This window comes from Methanoplanus limicola DSM 2279 (genome assembly GCF_000243255.1).
In the GTDB taxonomy this organism is placed as follows: Archaea; Halobacteriota; Methanomicrobia; order Methanomicrobiales; family Methanomicrobiaceae; genus Methanoplanus; species Methanoplanus limicola.
This window is the reverse complement of record NZ_CM001436.1, coordinates 408077-431006: the sequence shown is the minus strand read 5'-3', so window position 1 is coordinate 431006 and position 22930 is coordinate 408077. Positions and strand designations below refer to the sequence as shown.

Annotated in this window: 11 protein-coding genes and 1 pseudogene; 2 read left to right on the top strand and 10 right to left on the bottom strand. The window is 36.6% G+C overall.

All coding sequences use genetic code 11. The annotated features are described in order from the left end of the window. Nucleotides 1-59: 59 nt before the first annotated feature. The 6 genes from METLIM_RS02015 to METLIM_RS01995 form a co-directional block, all read right to left on the bottom strand. The gene (locus METLIM_RS02015) at nt 60-5135 is read right to left on the bottom strand and encodes an Eco57I restriction-modification methylase domain-containing protein (RefSeq protein WP_004076189.1); all 5076 of its coding nucleotides are present in this window, start codon (nt 5133-5135) and stop codon (nt 60-62) included. After that, entirely contained in the window at nt 5135-8407 is a 3273-nt protein-coding gene (gene drmD, locus METLIM_RS02010; protein WP_004076188.1) for a DISARM system SNF2-like helicase DrmD, read from the bottom strand. Before drmD ends, METLIM_RS02015 begins: the two co-directional genes overlap by 1 nt. An 846-nt stretch (nt 8408-9253) precedes the next feature. Next, nucleotides 9254-9904, bottom strand: coding sequence for an AAA family ATPase (locus METLIM_RS02005; RefSeq protein WP_004076186.1), 651 nt, complete (start codon nt 9902-9904; stop codon nt 9254-9256). A gap of 3 nt (nt 9905-9907) precedes the next feature. Next, the gene (locus tag METLIM_RS02000) at nt 9908-10108 is read right to left on the bottom strand and encodes a hypothetical protein (protein ID WP_004076185.1); all 201 of its coding nucleotides are present in this window, start codon (nt 10106-10108) and stop codon (nt 9908-9910) included. A 367-nt stretch (nt 10109-10475) separates the two neighbouring features. Further along, nucleotides 10476-10601, bottom strand: coding sequence for a hypothetical protein (locus METLIM_RS17485; RefSeq protein ID WP_004076184.1), 126 nt, complete (start codon nt 10599-10601; stop codon nt 10476-10478). Nucleotides 10602-10616: 15 nt separating this feature from the next. Beyond that, nucleotides 10617-16529, bottom strand: a complete 5913-nt coding sequence (locus tag METLIM_RS01995; RefSeq protein WP_004076183.1) for a DEAD/DEAH box helicase — start codon at nt 16527-16529, stop codon at nt 10617-10619. Nucleotides 16530-16673: 144 nt separating this feature from the next. On the opposite strand from METLIM_RS01995, the gene METLIM_RS01990 reads away from it, so the two are divergent. Then, nucleotides 16674-18803 carry a hypothetical protein gene (locus METLIM_RS01990; protein WP_157202207.1) on the top strand — a complete coding sequence of 710 codons (2130 nt, stop codon included), beginning with the start codon at nt 16674-16676 and terminating at the stop codon, nt 18801-18803. 84 nt (nt 18804-18887) lie between these two features. On the opposite strand, the gene METLIM_RS01985 is transcribed toward METLIM_RS01990, so the two are convergent. Continuing rightward, nucleotides 18888-19130, bottom strand: coding sequence for a hypothetical protein (locus METLIM_RS01985; RefSeq protein WP_004076181.1), 243 nt, complete (start codon nt 19128-19130; stop codon nt 18888-18890). 267 nt (nt 19131-19397) lie between these two features. On the opposite strand from METLIM_RS01985, the gene METLIM_RS01980 reads away from it, so the two are divergent. Continuing rightward, the gene (locus tag METLIM_RS01980) at nt 19398-19901 is read left to right on the top strand and encodes a hypothetical protein (RefSeq protein WP_004076180.1); all 504 of its coding nucleotides are present in this window, start codon (nt 19398-19400) and stop codon (nt 19899-19901) included. Nucleotides 19902-20491: 590 nt separating this feature from the next. On the opposite strand, the gene METLIM_RS01975 is transcribed toward METLIM_RS01980, so the two are convergent. The 3 genes and pseudogenes from METLIM_RS01975 to METLIM_RS01965 all read right to left on the bottom strand — a co-directional run. Further along, the gene (locus METLIM_RS01975) at nt 20492-21247 is read right to left on the bottom strand and encodes a DUF1670 domain-containing protein (protein ID WP_004076179.1); all 756 of its coding nucleotides are present in this window, start codon (nt 21245-21247) and stop codon (nt 20492-20494) included. Next, nucleotides 21234-22088, bottom strand: a complete 855-nt coding sequence (locus METLIM_RS01970) for a DUF1670 domain-containing protein (RefSeq protein ID WP_052300866.1) — start codon at nt 22086-22088, stop codon at nt 21234-21236. Before METLIM_RS01970 ends, METLIM_RS01975 begins: the two co-directional genes overlap by 14 nt. A 444-nt stretch (nt 22089-22532) precedes the next feature. After that, nucleotides 22533-22930, bottom strand: a pseudogene (locus METLIM_RS01965) (hypothetical protein); the annotation flags it as partial.

The window sequence follows — 22930 nt, the reverse complement described above, 5'->3', positions numbered from 1 at the left end:
TTATATTGTCAATGACGTTCTGCAAATAAAAAATTGTGATTCTTTCTGATTTTATTCAACTAAAAATCTCCAAGATTTTTCTGCTTCTTTTCCTCCCTGTCAAATACTTCCTTTTGACTGGTTGCTTTCTGAAGAACTTTATTGATTTCTTTTCCGGAATTACAGGGTGATTCCTCTGCTTCAGTCTCATTCATCATCTTCTCAAATTCTTCATCTCCAAGAAGATTTCTGGCATGCATCTCACACTCTGCCCAGCTCTCTTCAGGTGTTCCTTCAAACTGCCAGTCATAGAACCTATCTCCAAGTCTTTCCCTTACCGGTACAGTTACGCCTCCCGGAGTATCAAATGCAATAGTTCCGTCTTTTAAAACCTCAAAGGTTGTCTCTTCCGGAATCATCCATCCGTCACCGTCATTTAGTTTGCAGAATTCATCAATGCCTATTTTTTTAAGGTCAGCATAGGCTTTGAGGGCAAGAAGAGTATGTCGAATTTCAGGATCTTCTGTCTTATCTACTCTCCAGAAGCCCTTTGGATCGAATTCTTTGGAATTTTTATTTATGTATTCCGGAGAATGTCCACAGTCACGTAAAATCCAGGCAAAATCTTCATATGATATTCCATATAGTTCTGCAACAACTGCATCCAGAATACAACGCAGGCGAAGGCGTTCATGTGGAGTTACTGCCCAAAGGGATTTCCAGTGCTTTGAGTTATCAAAATAATTCAACTTCAATAGTTTAATCCAATCATTGGCATAAGTAATGTCAGATAATATTATCTTTGAACCATATTTGATTAAATGAGTATATTCTTTAAATTTCAAAAGTGCAGATTCTTCTACTATGAAATAATTCAATGATAAACCACCAAGTCTGTCCCGAAACTGTTTGTCAAATACAAATGAATTTAATATAGATACTAAAGATATGCTGATTGTTTCCGAAGAATTACATGATATTAATAGAGGTACTTTATTACCACAGGGGAAACCCTTAATTCCGGCACTAATCATCGTTCTGGTATTAGTTGCAAATGATACATCCATGAAGACTGTTCTTAAATTTGCTTGTCTAATGTCTTCATTATCATGGGTACAAGTATTACTTATTAAAAATTGAGGCTCAATAACTTTTTTGTCCCAGGGAATGTCTCTCCATTTTGCAGAACGACCTTTCCCACTGACCCATCCTTTCTCAGAAAAGTCAAACTGGCCAATCATCCTTCCTTCATACAGGGGAAGGGCAATATCTCCGGCTTCACCAATTTTTTTATTTTTATAGATTAGTTCAGGAGGATTTTCCTTTGGTGGCAGCCATCTGCCATATTGATCAGGAGTATAACCACGTTCTTCCCACCAGGCAAGCGGAGGGAAAAGATTTGAATCATTGGTCATATCAAATTCTCTGGCATAATTAATTCCCCATCCTTCAGAACCCTGGTCACCAAGAAGAACAGAATTAGAATAAATTTCTGATATAATATCCATATCACGTCCTGTCTGAGTTTCAAGAATGGACTTGCTTTCCGGACTGAATACATATAACTGATCAACAGGATACTGGAAAGAATAATTCTTTGGATTTTCCCAGTCTGAGAGATTATGCCTCATAAATGCAACATTTATTACATCAGTTTTGCCTTTTTTCTGAATTATTACGGGGCAAAATTTAGATGAACGGTGAATATCGAAAATCCCTTTTTTGTTTTCAAAACAAAATATCCATTCCCACTGACATTTTTCAAGGAAAAGCTCACGAAGTTCCTTTGTACCATAATCTGTATAAATTCCGGATGGGACAATCATTCCAATACGTCCGCCTTCACGACATAGGGCATGTGAAAATTCAAGGAACATTTTGTATGTATTTATATCCGCAGAACCCTGATGCCTGAATGGATGTGCAGGATCAGCATATCCATGATTATTAAGACGATGCTTTCTCCAGTTGTCATGGTTTGTCTTGTTCTTTTTAGGGCTTCTGGTAAAAGAAAATTTAGAACCCCCAATATTTTCATCCTGAGGATCACCAAATGGGAATGCTGCATTCTTATTCCAGTTGGACATTGATTTAAAACCGGAGTTATACAACAACCACGAACGCTCAATAGCTTCATCACGCTCAAAAAGCTGTTCTTGAAGCGATATCGCATCCTGCTTGGTTCTTGTCCGGTAAATTGGATCATATATTGAAAAAAATTCCTGTGATTTTGGTTTTGATATTTCCCAGGGAGGATTACCTATAACAGCATCAAAACCGCCGCCACCTTCAACAAATACGTCCGGGAATTCAATTTCCCAGTGGAAAAATTTATTATCTGCTGCAATTATTCTGACTCTCTCTGAGAATTTGTCGGTTGGATTATAAAATCTAACAGGAGTCGGGCCATCTTCATCAAGCCAGTCTCCAGGCCAGAACCAGACTGCACACCACCGGTCAAAGGCATGCCTTAAATCTTTAAAATCCTGATCGCCTATGAATCTCTCTTTGTAACATTTTTCTCTCTCTTCTGTCTCCTGAATGGGAATTGAGTGCAGGCTCTCAAAAAGTGAAAGAGTATTCTTATGAACAGAATGTCCTTTTTTACTGTCAATAGTCCAGTTTTCAATACCTGTCTGTCCGGAGGTAGTTTTTTCAATATGAGCAATAAGCTGAAGTTTTACTTTATCATTTAGTGTGTCTTTTATGGCCTTAGTCCATTCTTCTTTTTTATAATAAACTCCGTTTGAATGATTTTTATCGCCACCTTCCCTCAGCCATGCCATCACAGGATACTCTTCAAACTGATCAAACCAGCAGCCAACAAGACTGTTCCCACATTTTAACTTATGGTCCAGATAAGTAAATGGAAGCTGCCTATCCATTGTTTCAACCCACAGGGATAGTTTTGCAAGCTCAACAGCAAGCGGATTTAAATCAACGCCGTAGATACATCGTTCTGCAATATGCCTCTTAAGCCTTCCCAATGCACGTAAATCAAAGTTTTCATCACTGGTAGATTCCGGAAGAAACTCCTCATAATTCTTTCCCGTATCGGAATCTATGAATGGAAGCTGAATGATAGTTCCACCAGATGATAGTCCCCTGATTTTTTTATGATGCCAGAGACTTTCATATAAGGCACCTGTCAGGTACCTTAAAGCACTAACCGGAAAACTCCCGGAACCCATCGCCGGGTCACAAATTTTTAATGAAAGAATCTCATCCGGAAGTTTCGGAATCTTAACAGCATTCTCACCTTTAATGTTATAGACCAATGGTTCAAGTGTCCTGTGGACAGTAGGGACCGCAAGCTGAGGCTTTGTATAAAATGTTCCTGTACCTTTCCTTGTTCCTGATCCACGGATCAGGTACATCTGACCAGGATAAACCACTTTACGGATTATCTGAGTAGCTTTTTCCCGGACCTCCGTTTGATAAATAGTCTCATCTTTATTTTGTGTCTTCTTAACAAGTTTTGAAACTTCAACTGCATGACATACCCGGGCAAACACTTCCCTGAAAACTTCATTGTCAGTTATGGATTCTTCCGGTTGTGACTCAATAATTTCTGAGTCTGAATCATCAAGATTCCCCTCTTCATCATAACCTTCAGATTCAATTGCTTCTTCACTTTCGTCTCCCGTGTCCTGGACTTTTTCTTTGGAAAGTTCTTTTATCAGCTCCCTGATGTCTTTATCCTGCATTGATTTTAAGAGAGATAATGGCAGAGCAGGCTGTTTACCTATATTCAGAAAGATTACAGCTTTTTCTTCATCTGTAACTTTTCTAAGATGATAATCCAGAAGACCTTCATACATCATCCCGATATACTCAGTTCTGAGGTCTGAGAAATCAACAGGGCCAGAAACCCATCTTGTACTTCTTCCAACCTTCGCTTTCACCTTTCCAAATTTTAAAAGACTCAGCACCTTGTAAACGACAAAGTCTGAAATATAAACACGCTGATCTTCATAAAGTGCCAGTGCTCTCATAACAGCATCGTCACTATTCAGGTCCCCACTCCTGAAAAGAGAACCACCATATTCCGGAACAGTAAGATCTTTATACTCACAACCTTCTGAAATTAACCTGAAAAGTGCAAGCATACGTGGCCATGCATGTCCCTGATCCTCAAGTGCACCTTCACCTTCTGCCGATATTGTAGAACGGAATTGTGAGTACAGCCCATCCAGCCCATATGAATTATAGTAAATATCACTTTCAACAGGCAAAAGGCTCCGTGCCTCAGAAAATAAGGTCACAACAAATCTCATCACCAGGCGAATAGATGCTTGATAAAGTGCATTATATGCTTCACTATCGTCAATTCTGCCATTGCCTCCAGGACGGTCTAATAATAGATCATCAATTCCAGGATTAGTCCGTCGTGATTCATCATAAGCCTGAAGTAAATACTCAACAGCTTCACGGGTCTGCTCTCCAAGGACCTGTGATAATTCTCCCTGCTTTGTCCGGCTATCAAGAACTGCATCATAAAATGGATACAATGACCCCTCTTTTTCCTGAGTACCATTCGCGCCGACAATTGAACGAAATCCTGCAAGCTGCGTCCTCCCGGTTGCATCTTCAAACCACCGGTCTGCCTCCCACTCAGTCCAGACATCAAAGTCCATACCTGCATAAACTATTCTGAATTGTCTTCCGTTTGTGAGTACACCAAGATGGACACCTGTTTCACGTAAGAGTTCCACAAAAGAACTATATGATGCCCTCCCACACCCCATTCCTACACGCTTTGCATCTTTTTCAATCTTAACAAGGAATTTAGGTTTCTCAGGGTTTCCATCTTCAAGAAGAACACGGTCTGGTTTTAGTTTGCCACCGGAAAAACTACTCTCAAGTACACAAAACTTTTCATCAATATCTGTATGCTTCTGCCAGTCTGATGATTTATAGTCTAAAAAACGCTCAAAGACTGCATTTAACCATTTATTCAGAATAACTGAATCCGATGAGTCCTCAGAGATTCTCGTGAGATATGAAGTATATGAATCCCTCAGCTTTTCGTAAAGATATTCTGAAATTTTTCCAGGTCCTTCCGGTAAAAAAGAATCAAGAACGGATGCAGAAAGGAGCATTCCGTTCTGACGGAGTTCCATATACCAGCTGTTTATACTTAAATCTTCGGCCATCAGAAAACACCCTCCCTTAAAATTACATGGACTCCAACTGGATGTATTTCAATCCCATCTTCATCAAGAGAATATCTGCCCGGCAGGACTTTTTCAATAATCCTTTTCTCTTCTTTGTCAAGTCTCTCTTTTAATTTCTCCCGGTGACTATGCTGACGTTCCCACTCTGCTTCTGTAATTCTGAGTTTTAGATTATCATATTCCTCTTTTCTAATGAGATTTTCCTCCTCATCAAAAGTTAACTGCCTTACTTTTTCAGCAGCAGTTAACATCTCTGTTTTTAATTTTTGTAAGGAACGCTCATCTTTTTTGAATTCAAGAGAACTACGCCGTTCAGCAAATAACTTCATCTGCTCCTTTCTCTCTTTCTTAAATTCAATTTCCAAATTTTCTTTAACTGAATCTTTGAGACTATCTTCAATTGAAGCAATTAATTCCTTAGAATATTGAGATACGTGATTCCATTTTGAAATTATAAATTTATGTGCAACTACTACTGATTCAGAAATTTCATGGATGTCATCAGAATTAATTTTCATTTCCTCAAAATATGCTTCTGAAATAGGTTTTATTCCATTATTACATCCTAATGGTATTTCCAGAATGCCGGTCTGAAAACGTTCTCCAAGTTTATTTCTGAGGGAAATTTCGTATGTAAGAATAAATACAGCATCCAGATTATCAGTTAACTTTCCGGATTCAACAGTCCATTTGTTCATTCCGGAATTTTTTTGAGAAATCCACATTCTTCTCTTAAATATAGATAATGCTTTTTGCATAACCGGATGCCCAAGCATCAAAAGACGGGTATCTTTTCCCGGCTGAAAAATCATTCTTCCATTAATTTCTTCCTGAACTCTGTCAGGAGAGAAAACAAGCTTTGGTTGTGCTCCACGTTTACTGTTATTTGAGATAAGAATAGTATTCTCAATAAGATTTTTCCATCTTGGAGGTGTTTTAGTTATAATATAAGATCTATCTCCCTTTTCCTTAATTTCTCCCCCTTCAAGAATCATTGCCTGATTTAATACTCTTGCAAAGGATTCTTCATTAATTCCAAGGTTTCTCATTGTTTGTGAATACTGCTTTATTGCACCGGAATATTTTGATGCCGATCCGGAGTCCGCACTGGATGTATCTGAAGAGTTATCGGCAACTCTTTGAGTAATTTCAATACGTTTCTGAACTTCTTTACTTGTAACAGTGCCTTTTGTGAAATATTCTATTACAGTTTCATCAAGAACTTTCCCAACACTGCCAAGGTCCTGCCTTACTCTATGAACTTTTGACACAACAAAGTCCAGAAACTTTAATTCATCAACTTGGTCCGATACAAAATGAAATATCGTTACATCTCTTGATTGTCCGTGTCGATCAACTCTGCCGTTTCTTTGCTCAAGGCGCATTGGATTCCATGGTATTTCCTGATGAATAACATATCTGCAGGATTGCTGAAGATTCAAACCCTCGGCAGCAACTTCAGTTGCAATGAGTATTCTTAGGGGAGACGCTGAATCATTAAATGCGTTCTTTATTTTTCGTCTTTGTTCGGCTGCTGAACCGCCAAACAATGTCTGAAGTTGTGGTTCTGTAATCCCTTTAGATTTAAACTTAGCAACCAGATAATCAAGGGTATTCTTATATTCTGTAAAAATGATTACCCGTTCATCTGCAAGGAATTTCTTATTGATCATGAGATATTTTTGAATCCAGTCATATAATTCATCAAATTTAGAATCTGTTGGTAATTTTTTAGATTCATTGATCTCCTGATCAATTATTCTTTTACTCCAGCCCATGCTTTCGAGGTGCTCTGAAATTCTTTTTTGATATGGACTAACAAGATCGCGATAGTTTGAAAGCCAACTGCCACCGTGCCTTACTGCATCCATTTCCCTCTGACTTTTTTCAGTATCATCTTCAATGGGAGCCTTTGCACGCTTCATTGATTCGTTTGCTTCATTAATACCAAATTCTTCAAGTCCTGTGCTTTCCACATGATTCCACCACGTTTTGGCAAAAGAATAAGTACTTGAAAGAAGACGCTTTGTTAAAATGGAAAAAATAAATCCAGCAATAATACGCTCTTTTTTACCGAATTTTGAAATACTCCTCGTAACACCAACCCTGTATTCTCTCAGAGCGTCATATAACTGAACTTCCTTTTGGGATAATTCTATAGGAAGTCCTTGAATGAAACGATTAGGAAATCTTTGGATTTCTCCTTTGTTTAAATCGTCTTTCATTCTCCGGATCATAATTTGACTGATGTTTGACATGTCCTCTTCATCAAGGACTGCTTTTTGCTGGAACCTTATTGGATCAAGCATTTCCAGAAGACCAGTAAAGGAAACGGTATATCCATTGTGTGGAGTTGCACTTAAAAACAGATGATTTTCACAATACATTGAGACTTCTCTAAGCATAGAGCACCTTAGACTTTCATCAGCGAATCTGGATGGGGATAGGTTGTGCGCCTCATCTACTATTAAAAGATCCCAGGGAAGCATAGCAGAATCTTTAGGATTGAGTTGTTGTGATGTATGTATAAATTTGTTCAATATATCCTTTTGTTTAAGATAATCCATTGAAATAATAATCCGGGGGTATATTTTCCATGGATTTGCATCCATTCCTAATTCTCTCTGCATTTTGAATATCTGAGCAGTGTCAAGAATTGTAAAATCAATATTGAATTTTTCCTTCATTTCGTCCTGCCACTGAATCTGCAAGGCTGAAGGACATATGATAATGATTCTTCTTATTTTCTTATTTCTGATTAGTTCCTGAGTTATCAAACCAGCTTCAATTGTTTTTCCAAGACCTACATCATCTGCAAGGAGAAGATTGGCTCTTGGCATCGTAAGTGCTTTTAGAACCGGAAATAGTTGGTAATCCTCTACCTGAACTGAACTAAAACTTGGTGATACTAAATTTGTAGGATTATAGGTTACTGAATCATTTTGATATGAGTAAAATCCCTGACTGGTCCACTTAATCGCATCAATAAATCTCTTATATCTTTCAGGAGTGTCCGGTTTAAGATTTATATTGCCTATATCAGGAAATTTAAAAGATGCGAATACTTTAGCATCTAATTCTCTTTCCCAGATTAATTTATCTTCACGTGGATAATCATGTTCATCAATATATTCAACTTCTATCAGGTGTTGAATAAAACCATCTTTTATTGTTGAATTTTCATCCAATTCACGTACTATAGCAGGTCTTTTTCTGACAATTACACATTGGCCAGGAACTGGAATTTGCATGAAGGATGATTAATTTTTAATATGTAATAGATTTCGATTTTTATTTCAGATGATAAAGGCTTATATTATCCATATAAATACATTTTTTACTTGAAAAATTGTAAATGATCATGAATATTCACCATGGAGTAACTATACTCATATATAATAAATCCAAAAATAGTCTTGATGGTCATAATTACAATGGTCGGGGGCGGGAAAATCATGGCAAAATTATTCTTAAAAGAGATGAATAAGAGGTATTGCGATCACAATATATTTTTTAATTCATGCTCTAATATAAATGATGTATACAGGAACCATACAATATTGCTAAATATCATATCCATGAAGGATTATGTGAATTAGTTCTATTAACTACAACTTATTAATTTAGATTTACAAATTATCTGTATTTATTTTCAGATAATATACACCGTAACATCTTCAAACCAATTATCAAACCTCTCTTTTACTTTTTCATCCTGGTAATACAGAACAATATTTTGAGGCTGTTGCGTGACTATTACTCCATAGACAATAAGACAATTTAATTAGACACTTAGGTAATTTTTTGGCTAATTTTGACCCATATGCATTCGCCAATTATCTAATTATCCATTGATTTTCATTCGTGCAACAACCTCTTTTCATCAGTAAATATCAGATACGCAACATCGCCGGACCGGTAATTACACTTTAATCCACAGTAGTATCTGTAATTCTGATAATCCGGAATGCAGTCAGCATCATAAATTTCCGTAAGCTCTGAGTTATAGAGATGGATAAGGCGAAGCGGTGGTTAATGGAGAACGGGCAGCTCTTAGAGGAGGAAATCTGAGTCTCCCGTTTTTTCCGGCTAAAACTTCACTTTAAGCAGTGAACGAAAATATCCATATCATTAAGTGGTTTAATCACATGAGTCATAACCCACTCATTCACTTCTTTATCATCCACCTGCCAGACAATCATATCCGGTCCGCTATCATCTTCATTTCCCATTAATTTCTGAAACAGAAGTGTCGGATTGGCATTATCATAGGAATTGTCATATATCAAAACCTCATCGGCAGCCAGAATCATTTCAGGCAAAAATGAAACTGAGCGTTTGTACCTTCCCCGTATCTTCTCCTCCGGAACATCATGTCCTCCCCTTAAAAAACGGTCATGAACGCGGCGGACATTAATATCAGGATGCTTTGTTGTGATATAATTCAGGTGAATTCTGTAACCTGCCACTTTTGCAGATTTCATAATTTCAAGACGGCTTTCATGAGAAAATACCGTTTCCCATGCAAAAGATTCTCCGGATGAGATCATCTCTTCAATCTGCCTTTCAGTCTCTTTCTGTGCACGAACTGATTTCTCAAGACCATCAGGCATCTTTGCAATCAGAGGAACAGCACGGGCACAATAGTCGGCATTTAAGTAGATTACATTATTTTCAGAGAGTAATCCCTTAATAATTGTGGATTTTCCTGAACCATTTGGTCCGGCAAAAATAAAAAAGTCCTTCATTGGTTATTTATGACTAAGGGCCTTATATGTCCGCCGTGCGGCTTTCATCAGGACCTTATCTGTATCCTCAAATGAAGGAGTATATCCCTTTTCACTCCATTTAACACCTTCAGAGATGATTATGCTTTCGGGCGACATCCGGGCAATAATCCTTTTTCTCTCTGATTCAGTGATGGGTTTACAGGTTAATTCTCTTCTGGTCATTTTTACTCCTGAACTGGTGTTATTGTTCTTTGGTCGGGATTTTGGTTTACAGCAGAATCTAAAGGAATACAGGTGTAGTTCTGTCACAGCCTGAATATCTCTTTTTGTTGCCCGAAATTTTAAGTTCTCTTTTGGGTTTGTGTCCTTTAATTCATAATGTTTGACCAATTGTAAACAGATAGTTATGCTCTGAGATTATATTTAAATATAATCATGTTTCCAGAGAATCGCCGGAAATCAGGTTATTTTGTCGTTTTTTCATCATTTTTCATAATTTTCCCGGATAAATGATCATATGCGGACAAACAGGTGAAAATTCAGGCTCTGAAAAATACGGAGCCAAAAAGAGTTCAGATTGCCTGAAGAATCACCCGCCCCCAAGCAGCTTTAACACAACCGCCATAACCCCTCCGGCCCCGGCCCCGATTCCGGCTGATAACTGCTGCCCTCTCTTCTCGTTTCCAACCGCTTCAGATTTCCAGCCTTCAAGCATCTATCAAATCTCCACTTACATTAATTCTTTTCTGCACCAGCTTGGTCTTCTTATAAGATTGAAAGTGTCAATAAAACTGATATTTTTTGAATTTAAACTGTCAATTTCGTCTTTTAATATACCAGAAGGTTCTTCAGTATTCCATAAAGGATGGACTATAAGAGAAATACCATTTTTATGATATATTTTTGGAATAATATCAGATGTGACGGAATCAAAATTAAATGATGCCGAAAAATTCTCAGAAATATCTTTTGCTATACCCTGCCAGTCAATCAGTTCAGGATAGTCAAAGTTCCCATCAAGCCCACATTTATAATTTGGATCGTAAATAGACTTTAGATATGACAACCCTGTTCTCCAGTCTAAAATACCATGGTATCTCATATTATCATATGACAATAAACAATCATAACAGACAGATTTACAGGATTTTCTGTGTTTTTCAGAGATTAAGTGAGAAACAAAAGAATCCTCATCCTCAGTTATAACAACTCTCTTCAGTAATTCTTCCCAGTTGTTATATATCCAGTGTACAAAACCAGAGCCATTTTGTAATTTATCATTAAATAATAATTCTGCCACAAAACCAGAATCTGTCCATTTCCGTTGATAGTTACATATTTCTATCTCATCAGGGTTAATATCCTGTAGTTTTGCAACTTCTGATTTTAAGATAAAACTTGCAGAGTATGCTGCTCCTTTAACACCACCATTTGAAGAGAAAGGATCAAGAGTCAGACCCCGGGGAACTTTTATCGGTTTAACTTTAATTATATCTGTTGTCTTTCCGGATGCCAGAGCAATCTTCTCCATCTTTATTTTAGCATCAGAATCAGATACATAATCCAGATATTTCTCAAAAATCCATTGATTTTTAAATCTTAGGTGTTGGGAATAGAATTTGTCATTTTCTTTAGACCTCTTAAATCCTTTTGTTTCAACTACACCGCCACCAAATAATTTTCCATTATTATCGTTAATTTTCCAGATTCTTCCGGCAGGGATAAAAGATATACCCGAATTATACTCATTCAAAGAAAAATTATCACTGTCTCCAATATCTGCTATTGCAGGAGATGAACCGAAATACGTTTCATTTCTCTTAGAATTATTTCCTTTTGAAAAGTCTGTCCTAAAAGCAGCAGGTGAGGCAATATTATAATATTTCAATTTATCATTATAACTCTCATTGCATAATGGGCAGTTTTTGGTTTTTTTGATACTGTCTGAAACCCTAACATATCCACAGTTTGAGCAGCGCAGCATTTGTTTACGATATGGAAGAGGATTTTCATTTGGATATGCTAACATCCATCCTTTATACTGTTTAACTAAAGGTTGTGTAAATCCAATACAGGTATGAACAGCATGATCTTTGGTCCTCTGAGACCCTGGAGCAAATTCTGTTATTGCCAACTCAAGATCACGTTCAATAGTACGGGGTTTTGACCCATATAATCCATGATATAATGCACGGACTCTTGTGGGTAAGCCATACATTGGCAGAATACCACCATCAGCAATTCTCTCAGCAAGACCTTTTCCGGTCAATTCTGGGTTAATTATGCAATCTTCGATATTCTCAGGAAGTTCTTCAATATAAGTCAATATTTTTTCTTCAAGATCAGAATCCAAAGTTCCTAAAATTGCTTTTATTATACTTTGTTTCTCTGAAATATTGCCAATATTTTTTCTACTAGTCCATTCTTTTATTGCATAAGAAACATCTTCCCAATATATGGAATTTATATTGGAATTTAAATCACCTGATGAATATCCAAATTCTCCATGCACATCACCACCCGAAGGGCAGTTCCACCAATGCACATCAGCCTGAATAAAAGCTCTTCGTAAACATTCTTTGGCAATTAATCTCTCAGCAATCTGGATTTGATCTGGACCCATTGTTAAAAAGGGAACGGGGGGCGGCTCTACAATAATCTTGCCGGGATTCTCATAATAATACTCATCATGACTTCTTCCTCCCCTACATAATGTAAGAGCAACTGAAAATGCCTGGCCTCTTCTTCCGGCCCGGCCAACCCTTTGTTGATAGTTAAAGCGTGTAGGAGGCATATTAGCAAGCATCACTGATTGTAAGTTGCCAATATCTACTCCAACCTCCATTGTTGTTGTTACTGATAAAACATCAATTTCATCAATATTTTTTACGAGTTCCCTTTCTTCATCAAGTTGGTCCAGGAAGAATCCTTTAAAGAGACGTTGTCTGATTTCCGGAGTGTCTGTCTGTCCGGTTAATTCCTCAGAATGGATCCGAATTGGTTTTCTTCCTTCAATGGCTGGTTTTGCTAAGTAATTCCTATACCATAGCTCACTGCACCTGTTTTGAGGTTCTGATGGAAGCTTATTTTGGCATTCAGTACATATACCCGCAGAATAATGGAGATGTGGCGTTTTACACACATCACAAACCCAAACAGGATCATTTTCCTGGCTGACAAATATCCCAAGTGAATAGGTATCAATCAATCCGTTTTTGTGGCCGGCATCATTCAGAATCTCCCAGATAATATTTCCACCCATATTTTCTTCAATATTATATTCCTTAAATACAGCGCGGAGATAATCTTTAAAGCCTGCTTTTGCAGACAAATAATTTGGCCATTCATGTTGCATATAATCTGAAGCTTCATGACGGAAATGGGAGCCAAGAATTCTTATAGTCGAGTCACAGACTTCAGATACTGTTTTTTTGTCAATATTAAGCCTTGATGCATAGTCAGATAGCTTATTATCGTCAATTATTAATTTAGGGTAACCAAGACCTGCTGTTTCAAAATTTAAATATTGAGGACTAAAAAGAACTCTGCATATGTTTTTCCGGACTTGATTTCTGATTACTGTCTTTGCTTTTTCAGCATCCTGTGATATGTCTGAATTCCATCTTAAGTTGTCAATATCAAAGAGTTTAGCCCAGTGTTCCCATTTTGGTGAGTCTTCAGTCCCCCAGTTTAAATATTGATGTTGAATCCCCAAACCGGCAGGATTTACTCCAATTGAGAGAAGGTCTTTAATTAAAATGCCGCAGTGAGAAAAAGAACTTTTAGGAGGTTCAACCAGGTTTTTAACGTTTACAACTCTTGATTTTGATTTTTCTTCAATATCCTGGAGATATAACTCTGCTGAGTTGTAATTTGATTTAATACTCTCCCGAATTGTTAATGGAAGTCCATCAGGAATGCCATATCTGATAGTAATTAGTGATTCAAGAATTTTTTTAGCTTCACCGGGCTTTGTTTTTACATACTGCCCAAAGTCATCATTAAGAGAAATATTTCCAGTTAAGATATCTTCAATTATAGAATTTGGATTTAAGTTTCCTATGTCTCCAGAATTATCATCAATAATTGTATTGAAATCCTGAATTATTTTATTCTCCTGAGAGACGGAAATATTTAGTTCATGCACCAACATATCCCTAAATACATCAGCATAGTGGCTTTTGCTGATCCCGGAGGAAATATTTGCAGCTTCCTCCCGGCTATCAGAGAATACAACCATTTTTTGTGTATTTTCTGGAAGTTGGAGAAACATTTCTTTGGTTAATATCTGGCTGATTTTTGCAAAACCAGTCCTGAAATTATTAATAGGGGACTTAATTTTTTTACTGGGGTGTGAGTAATCCTGACCACAATGTGGACATACAGAAGGCATTGAGCCATAATTTCCTTTATCTTTTGTATCAAGCTCAAATATATAACCTTTAATCCAGTTTTTTGGATCACTCTCTGATTTTTTATGACCCTTTTCTACTCTTCCGGTTTTACTGTCAAGACTGGCTTTTATCCATGAAGCCTGACATTTTGTATTCTCATACGGAGAGTGTTGGGACCATCCCTCTAAAACATCAGTGTTGATTTTTTCATTACCGCAAGGCCAGAATATAGCAAATTCATTATATGTTTTCCTTGTAGATAATGTTGAAATGTTCTTATCCGGAATTCCTTCAATATCGGCATCAACGGGCAAAAGTTCAGTTTTTCCCCGTTCAAGTGTTAATCTGTTGCCTCCATAAAATAGTGTACCGCAGTGATTGCACAAAAATAATTCCAGAACTCTGTTGTTTTCTCCTGTATCACAAATGATTCTTGGCTGAGAGTATAGTTTCCCAACTGTTCGGTCTGAATTATTTTTAACAGGACTTGCAGATGCCCATAAGCCATCAACATTTCTGAAAATCCAATGCAGTCTGAATGTGGGTAAAGGTGACTTTTCGCCAAATTTCTCCCGGACTTTTGGGTTACTTATCCTTATATTATCACATAATGAACGAATATAAAACAATCCCCTTACCGCATCAAAATACTGATCCCTGCTTAAATTTTTACCAAAAATCAGTTCTCCAAATTCATATAGTGAAAAAGCATTAACTTTATCATCGTATTGACAAATATTATCTATTCTTGATTTTAATGCGATTTTATCTGATTCTATGGCTTCAATTACAGCTTCTTCAGGTTCATTGTATCTTCCTTCAGGATAGATATTCTTAGAGAATTTTTGTAACTTTTCTTTTGATGGTTTGGGAAGAGAGGCTGTTATCTCAATAAATGGTTCAGGATTTAAAAAATCCTTAATTTCTTTTCCAGAAGAACAATCATAATAACCTGGAATTATTGAAAAATTAGAATTTATTCCAAAAAAGTTCTTTATAAATTCATTACTGTCTTTGTCATCCGGATTTAATGATGCACTGGAGCCCAATATTCTCAGTTGTGGATGTCCGGGATATAAACCAATTCTGTATAATAAAAGTCGTAATAGATAGGCTACTTCAGCTCCAGATGAACCTCTGTATAAATGTAACTCATCAATTATAAGATGAAAAATTCTTTCTTTGTCTTCATTAAGCCATTTTTTGGTTTGTTCAAATATTTTTCCGTCATCTTCACGTACCAGCATTACATTAAGCATTGAAAAATTAGTAATCAAAATATCTGGCGAATGATCCTGCATGTCCCAGCGGCATCGCATCTCTGAACCATCCAGGCGCTGGAAAAAATATCTGGCTTCATTTTTACCAGTGACACTATCATATTCTAACGATTTTTCAGAAATATCATCAATTTTTTTTAATTTCTCAGCTAAGTTCAATATTTTTTTCCGGTTAGGATAACGCGAATTTTTCCGGAAGTCTCCCCTCTGGTTTTTTGGAGGAGGAGAATATTCGGGTCCTGCTATTGGTGTTGAACTATTATATCTTGAAAAGTAGAATCTGTTATTATTTCTGTTATTCTTAAGCCAGTTTCTTGAATTATCAGAATCGAAAGTTTTTCTAAGCCTCGTTAGTTGATCTTCAACCAATGCATTCATTGGATAAAGAATTAATGCCCTTAAACCAGGTTCTCTTTTTTCATGACTTCTCTGTGGAACCCTTAATGTATTTTTCGTATTTCTTATATTTTTTGTCCAATTAGCGATATAATTTTCATCACTCCACCAATCATTTATTTTTAAGTCAGGTCGAGAGGGCACCTTCCATTTTTTTGATTCTTTAATTAGTGAAGCAACAACTGGCAAAAGAAATGCTTCAGTCTTCCCTGAACCTGTAGGAGCAGTAATTATACAATTTTTACCACTTAGAGAATCTGTAAGCATTTCAAGCTGGTGCTGGTATAGAGGAAAATCACCAATTAGACCATTTTGACAAAACTCGATAAAATCTTCTCTGATTTCATTATCCATGCCTGGAAGGTCATTATCTGATAAATCCTGAATATTTTTTCCTGATGATCTAAACTTTTGCATCGGTTCTATCCAGGGTTCTTTGCTTATTATTCCAGGTTCTTTAAAAAGAAATTCTCTTTCCGCTTCAACATCTTCATAGCGGGTTGAAAATCTAGTCTTTAAATATAAAATATAATTATCTCTCAAATATTCATAAGATCCCAAAGGGTCAATCATTTTTATAGCTCCCCAAAAAAACTATAGCTTCTAACAATATATTCCTTTACATTTTAACCTTAAAATTGACAAGAATTACAAATAGTAAATTATATGGGGAGTATATTACAATAGTCAATGTTGATGGTGAAAAATAATCAATGTGTGTTTGAAAATTTAATTCGACGGAAGATTATTAAATATAGGGGGAATTTTATTGAACTAAACAGTTCTGAATCAGATTTGTTAAATGGATTTTCTTCTGATATCAGAAATCAGGAGAACTTTAAATATATACTTACAATTCCTGAAAACTGCACTCTAATTCTTCGTTCTGTAATAACTGAAATCCTTTATTTGGCTGTTGAAAAAGACTTTGGAACTGTTTATTTTATAACAGATTCAATTGGCAGAGCTTTTCTTAGTAGTATGCTATATGAGATGCATACAGAAAAAGTTGATTTAAAGTGTCTATTATTAAAATTCCAATCTGCAAAAATCAAAATTTATGAAAATAAACTTCCTCGAAATATCAATGATAATGACTTAATTGTATATTTTAGAAAACCTGAATCAATAAATAGTATATTTTATGCAAATAAAGAAATCTGCATTATTACCTTAAGAGATATTTATGAACTCTCTTCTAATTATGATGACTGCCTTGGTTCATTAGCTAAAGGGGGGTGGAAAAACTATCAATTCATAGAATCTCAATCAAAGACCCAAAAAAAAGGTAAAATTGTTATAAAAAAATTGAAAGGAGACTTTATTGACTTATTTTTTGCAGAAGTTGAAGCATTAAGGTTAAATGAAAAGAATTTAAATCCTTTGATTGAGTCATTTGGATATTTTTATTCCTCAATAGTTATTCCACTAAAATATTATGATTATTGTCAATATTCAGAAGACTCTGAAGACTTTAATTTAGGGGTACCACCTTCGGAATCTATAAGTCAAAACTCACACATTGGTTGGCATGATTCTTTAATTTTAAAAGGAGTATGTCAAAATATTGAACAAAAATTGAGTGATACAAATGAGAAATATAAGTTTTTATTGAAAATTATTAATGATGCCATAAGAATAAACAAAAAAATCCTTATTTTACTTCCAAATAAGCAGGTCTCAGATGGATTTCGATATTGTATTGAAAATGAAGACAATGCTAAAAAAATGGGTACTTCAAATATTTCAGTATGTTATCCAGAAAGTTTCTTTTCCGATTCTTTGATGGATGAGAAGTCATTTGATGCTATTATTATTCCTTTTGTACCTTCTAATGAGATATTACATGCGTCTATTAATTTATCTGATGAAATTGTCCTTTGTATATATGTGAGTGAAAGTTCTTTACTATATAATAATTCGAAAGAGTGTCATTTGTATATGAATCAATTCACAATGAACTCATATTATAATTATGAATATGAACAGGATTTGGAGTCTAAACTCAAGGGTAAAACATCAAAGTCCAAGATAGTAAAAACAGATATTAATACTCATAATGATTATCAAATTCAATTAACCAATTATTCACCAAACCCCGACAATTACTCCAGATTTCTAAAAATCCTTGCTCTTGGAGACCCAGTTGAAAGTGATGATAATAAATACTCTGACACATTTATTGACAAGAATAAATATTACTTAAACCAAAATGAAGCTGAGAATCTGATAATTTACGGACATGAAAATGTAATTTTGTTTCGGGAAAATGAAGAACTTAATTATAGGCGTTTTCAGTGGATTTCTCCACGTTCTATTCAAAAGAATGATACAATAATATGTGTGCCTAATGATTTAAGAATTAAATTTTTACAAAATGAAATTTATGCTAATGTATCTGAGAAGTTAGACGATATAGATTTGTTAGTAAGTTACGTATCTGAATGGAAATCATCCCTTGTTGAAGTAGGAAAAAAGTACTCATTTGTTGAAGTTCATGAAAAATTGAAAAAAAATGGACTTGAAAGAAACTATATGACTATTTCAAAGTGGTTTTCAGGTCTTTATGAAGATCCAAAAAAAAGTGCACTTGTTTCAATCATTGATCCAAAATATAATATTGGGCCAATGAATTCTGAAGATATTAAGAAATTTGGTGAAACTTTTGAAATTGAAAATTTAGTGAAAAATTATAAAACCATTCATGCAGCTATGGCAACCTTTAGAACTAATAATCAGCACTTTGGGAAAATTGCAATGAAAAAGATTATTCAGGAAATAGACGATCCTGAAATTTTCTCTAAGTGCTATAAACTGAAAGTTAAATCAATTAAGATAAAGAAATGAAATATCTTATAATTCATTTTTAACCATTTTTTAATAGCAAAAAGCATACAGGGGGATAAAATGGATTTAGTTTTCGATGGAAGTTCACCCGCCCCCAAGCAGCTTTAACACAACCGCCATAACCCCGCCGGCCCCGGCCCCGATTCCGGCTGACAGCTGCTGCCCTCTCTTCTCGTTTCCAACCGCTTCAGACTTCCAGCCTTCAAGATTTCTGATCCGGCCCTCTAAATCTTCATTGCACTTGTCAATCCTCTTAAGCGTCTCGCACATCCACTTTACATCCCGGTTTGTCTCTATAATCATCTCACGGGTGGTCTTTTCCTGCATTTTTATCAGCTGAATTATTCCGGTAATTATTTTGATTATTCTTTTTGCCGGAATGGTTAATATATTTCTTCATTATGTCTGCATAACATTCTTTAATTGCGTTTTAATGCGAAAATTTCGGTCTGATTGTTAGGATCATTTAATAATGATGACTGCCCAATATAATTATTGTCTGTGATTAATCCATGGTAAAAGCAGGCAATTTGATCACCAAAAAGTCAGGTATTCCGGCTTCATGCCGGAAAAATACCAGGAGCAGATGAATAAGTGGCAGATTTTGTAGAGACAACAAACACCAAATCGTCAAACAGGGAGTTTACTAATTCTATTAGTGATCTCTCGGTTTTCCAGGCAGTTGTGGATGGACTTATTGAAGACAATCCCTTTGAATGCACCGATTATTACCAGTCAGGCGCTGCTGTTGATGGAATAGCAGTTTCAAAGGAGTACTACACCGCGAAATTTATCTTTGAGGATAATGACGCAAAAACGGTTGGTACACTTTCTGTGAAGTGCCCCACAGTTGCAGCATACAATGCTGCTGTGACAGCTGTTCTTGCTGACACTGCACTTGCAACAGCTATCGGCGGAGATTGTATTCATAATTCAGAGAAAGATTCCTTCTCAAGCACACTGAAGTGCCATGATGTAAACGGCGAAATTTATTATCTCACCATCGGCAGGGATAATGCAAGGCTCACCTCATACTCGGATGAATCCATCCGGACCAAGGTTGAAACATGGGCAGATGGGGTAACAGCTCTGGTGTAAGGGTTTACACCGGAGATTCACCATCTCCTTTTATGCAGGTACATGCCCCCAGTACCTGCTGTTTTTTCCTATGTTGTCATGACCGCCCTGCACAAATACTCAGTTGATGTTAATTCCTTCATTCGTATCAAATCCCCATAAATCCCCTGAATTTCTATCAAATCCCAATATTTCATTTTTTATTGTTTTATGTGAATGAATTTCCGGAATGTATGATATTTTAAAGCTTATTCCGGGCTTTTTCCGGGAATAAACTGATTAGATTGGGCCTTTTTGAGGGTTGAGATTTGTGCCGGATTTGGGCTTTATTTCTGATATGTCGCTGAAATTTTGATTTATACGGGCCTTTTTAGAGGCGCCGGTTTTCCGGAGGATGTTTTGTATGGGGTGGGCTTAGAAAAGGGGATACAGGCTTTCTGTGTGGATCGGTTTTTTGGGTTTTACACTGTTTTTGCAGGTTTCCCGGATATTTGGTATTTCTGTGTTAGGAGGTATTTTTCCGGGTGATAATTTCCTAATCGGCAATATTGCGTATGTGCTCCAACCCACCATATTTTGGTTCAGGCACATTTTCTTTACGCATATTGTTTTCACGTTTCATCACCTGTTTCCGGGAATTCATCGATTATATCCAGATAAGATTTGATCAACCAGTTGCTCATCCCTGTTACTGAATGGATATATTCAGGTTTTTCATCCTTAAGAAGGTTTACCTTCTCAAAGGCTCTGATGTACCTATCAACAGCTTCTTCTGAATGGTTTGTTATTCTGGCTATAGCAGGTGTCAGATGACCATCCATGTATAATCTGATGATTATCTTCTTGTGTGTGGTTGCCATACCAAGGTCATGGATTGTTCCTCTTGTTGGTAGAACAACTTTCTCCCGCTCCATGAATTCTCTGGCCTGTTTGCTGACTGTTGTTGGACTTACACCAATTATCATTCCTACGTCTGTGTTTGAAAGTAATGCACTCTGTTGGTAGGCTTCATTAAAAAGCCTCACAATTCTTTTTTCACGAATTTCCTGCTTTGAATAGCCCTCCGCTGTCATATCAAGATCTTCTTTTGCTATCAAAGAGAGGGAGATGGGAACCATCTGAATATTACCGGCGTTTTTGCCGTATGATGGTTTGTCATCTTTATGGATGCCTATCCACAGTATCTGCCCTGTTTCAACAGAATCAAGTTCACGGAACTCTTCTCTTACAAGATTTACAACGTCCTCAGCAAACATCTGCTTGATCTTGTCGCCGTTTATCATTGTATAATCCTTGTCTATCAGATTTACAATGCTGGTTTTAAGTGACGATTCAACTTTCGTTCTGGTCATCTTATCTACTTTCATTTTTTCCCTCCCTGATGACATTGAAGAGTCTGTCTCCCCTTTGAGAGTAAGGTGATTTTTTTTTCCCGCCTGCAAATTTGGCTGTTAACTGTTCATATCTCCGGATTGTGTTTTCATCAAGGAGAGAATCTTTCAGATCAAGATACTGTTTTACCAGGTTTTCCGAATGATTTGTGATAATTCTGATCTCCTCCATGCTATGCTTCATGTCATCAAGACATGATACTCTGGCAAAATCATTGAGATATCTTGATATGGCTTCACTACTATGTCGTGTTCTCCTTTTGATCTCAGTGAAATCATATCCTTTGAGATAGAGTTCAACAATTTTTACCTTGTGTGAGACCCCAGGCCCTATGTCCTTTTTATTTCCTCTTGTTGGTACTATGATGCCTTCTTTCTTAAGTTCAGAAACTCTGGTTGATATGGTCCTGAGACTCTCACCTAACATAACGGACAAATCTGACTGTGTCAGGACACCTCCCTGATCATATGCTTCATTGGTAAGTCTGATTATTCGGTGTCTCTGTAGCTCAACAGAGCTTTTGTTCATGATCTCAATGTCACTTACATCACAGAGGGTTAGCTGAACCGGAAGAGTTTTGATCTTACTTACCTCGATCCCAGGTGGTACATCACTGGGAATTACTCTGTATATCATCTGCCCATCAGATTTTTCATGGCCCAGATAGGTGTTAAAATAAGACATGAAGAGATCTTTAAGACTTCTTGCAATTGCTGCTGCAAATCCGTAATCCTCCATCAATTCAGCTATCATTTGTGATTCTACTGTTCTTTCAGCAAGACTCACATATGCTTTGTCTAATTCCTTCTTCCCCATTGTCATCACTGCGTTACATAGCAGAAAGGGTAGGATAGTATTTAGTACATACGCAATATTACAGTATTTATGAACTTCCGGCTGGGTGAATTATGTAAGAAGTTGTTGCAGATCTATGCTGATGAGGGAGGGCCGGTTATTATACTGAAATCCCCTGCCGGAAGTTTTCACTTCACCAGGGTTTGCCGGGTGTGATACTGGAATCCGGTTTGCCGGAGTCTTTCCTTCACTCGCTTAACACTACTTCCGGACGCTCACTCTTCCCGCCTTCGTTTCACTCAGCCGTGAAAAGTTCGCTATTTTATCCGGTTTGCACAGCCTGCTCACGCCCAATTCCTCTGAGTTCCTCAGAGGCATTCGGCTGATCCCATTACCGCCACTGCACCTCCTGCTGCGGCAGAAGGCTTGTGGCTTGCTTTCCGGAATAGTTCCAGGAGATTTAATTCATAAACTTCCAGTTTTACCAGCAATATAAAATGCGATCTTTGATGCATCACCTATATCAACAAATCCATTTACATTAAAATCTGCACCAAGATCTTCCGATACTTTGCCTATCACCATGAAAGCAACTTTGGAGGCATCGCCTATATCAACATAACCATTTCCATTGAAATCACCTTTTATAATCGATGTTACTAATATACTGCCATTTTTCAGTGTTTTAAATGGGTATTCAATTGGAATTCCATCTTCATTGATCGTTGAGTATGAACATTCCTGCCCCATTTCAATATCCCAGATGCCCTCAGTTAATGGTGTTAAGGCAAAGTCAAGGACTGATCTTGTGTCAGTAATATTTACATTATTATCTGACTTGAATTCGTAGTAAACACTCTTTC

Excerpts from the sequence above, each read along its gene's own strand:
- METLIM_RS01995 (WP_004076183.1), bottom strand. The coding sequence starts at position 16,529 with ATGATTGACCCTTTGGGATCTTATGAATATTTGAGAGATAATTATATT.
- METLIM_RS17485 (WP_004076184.1), bottom strand. The coding sequence starts at position 10,601 with ATGCTTGAAGGCTGGAAATCTGAAGCGGTTGGAAACGAGAAGAGAGGG.
- METLIM_RS02000 (WP_004076185.1), bottom strand. The coding sequence starts at position 10,108 with ATGACCAGAAGAGAATTAACCTGTAAACCCATCACTGAATCAGAGAGA.
- METLIM_RS02015 (WP_004076189.1), bottom strand. The coding sequence starts at position 5,135 with ATGGCCGAAGATTTAAGTATAAACAGCTGGTATATGGAACTCCGTCAG.
- METLIM_RS02005 (WP_004076186.1), bottom strand. The coding sequence starts at position 9,904 with ATGAAGGACTTTTTTATTTTTGCCGGACCAAATGGTTCAGGAAAATCC.
- METLIM_RS01970 (WP_052300866.1), bottom strand. The coding sequence starts at position 22,088 with ATGGGGAAGAAGGAATTAGACAAAGCATATGTGAGTCTTGCTGAAAGA.
- METLIM_RS01985 (WP_004076181.1), bottom strand. The coding sequence starts at position 19,130 with ATGCAGGAAAAGACCACCCGTGAGATGATTATAGAGACAAACCGGGAT.
- METLIM_RS01975 (WP_004076179.1), bottom strand. The coding sequence starts at position 21,247 with ATGAAAGTAGATAAGATGACCAGAACGAAAGTTGAATCGTCACTTAAA.
- drmD (WP_004076188.1), bottom strand. The coding sequence starts at position 8,407 with ATGCAAATTCCAGTTCCTGGCCAATGTGTAATTGTCAGAAAAAGACCT.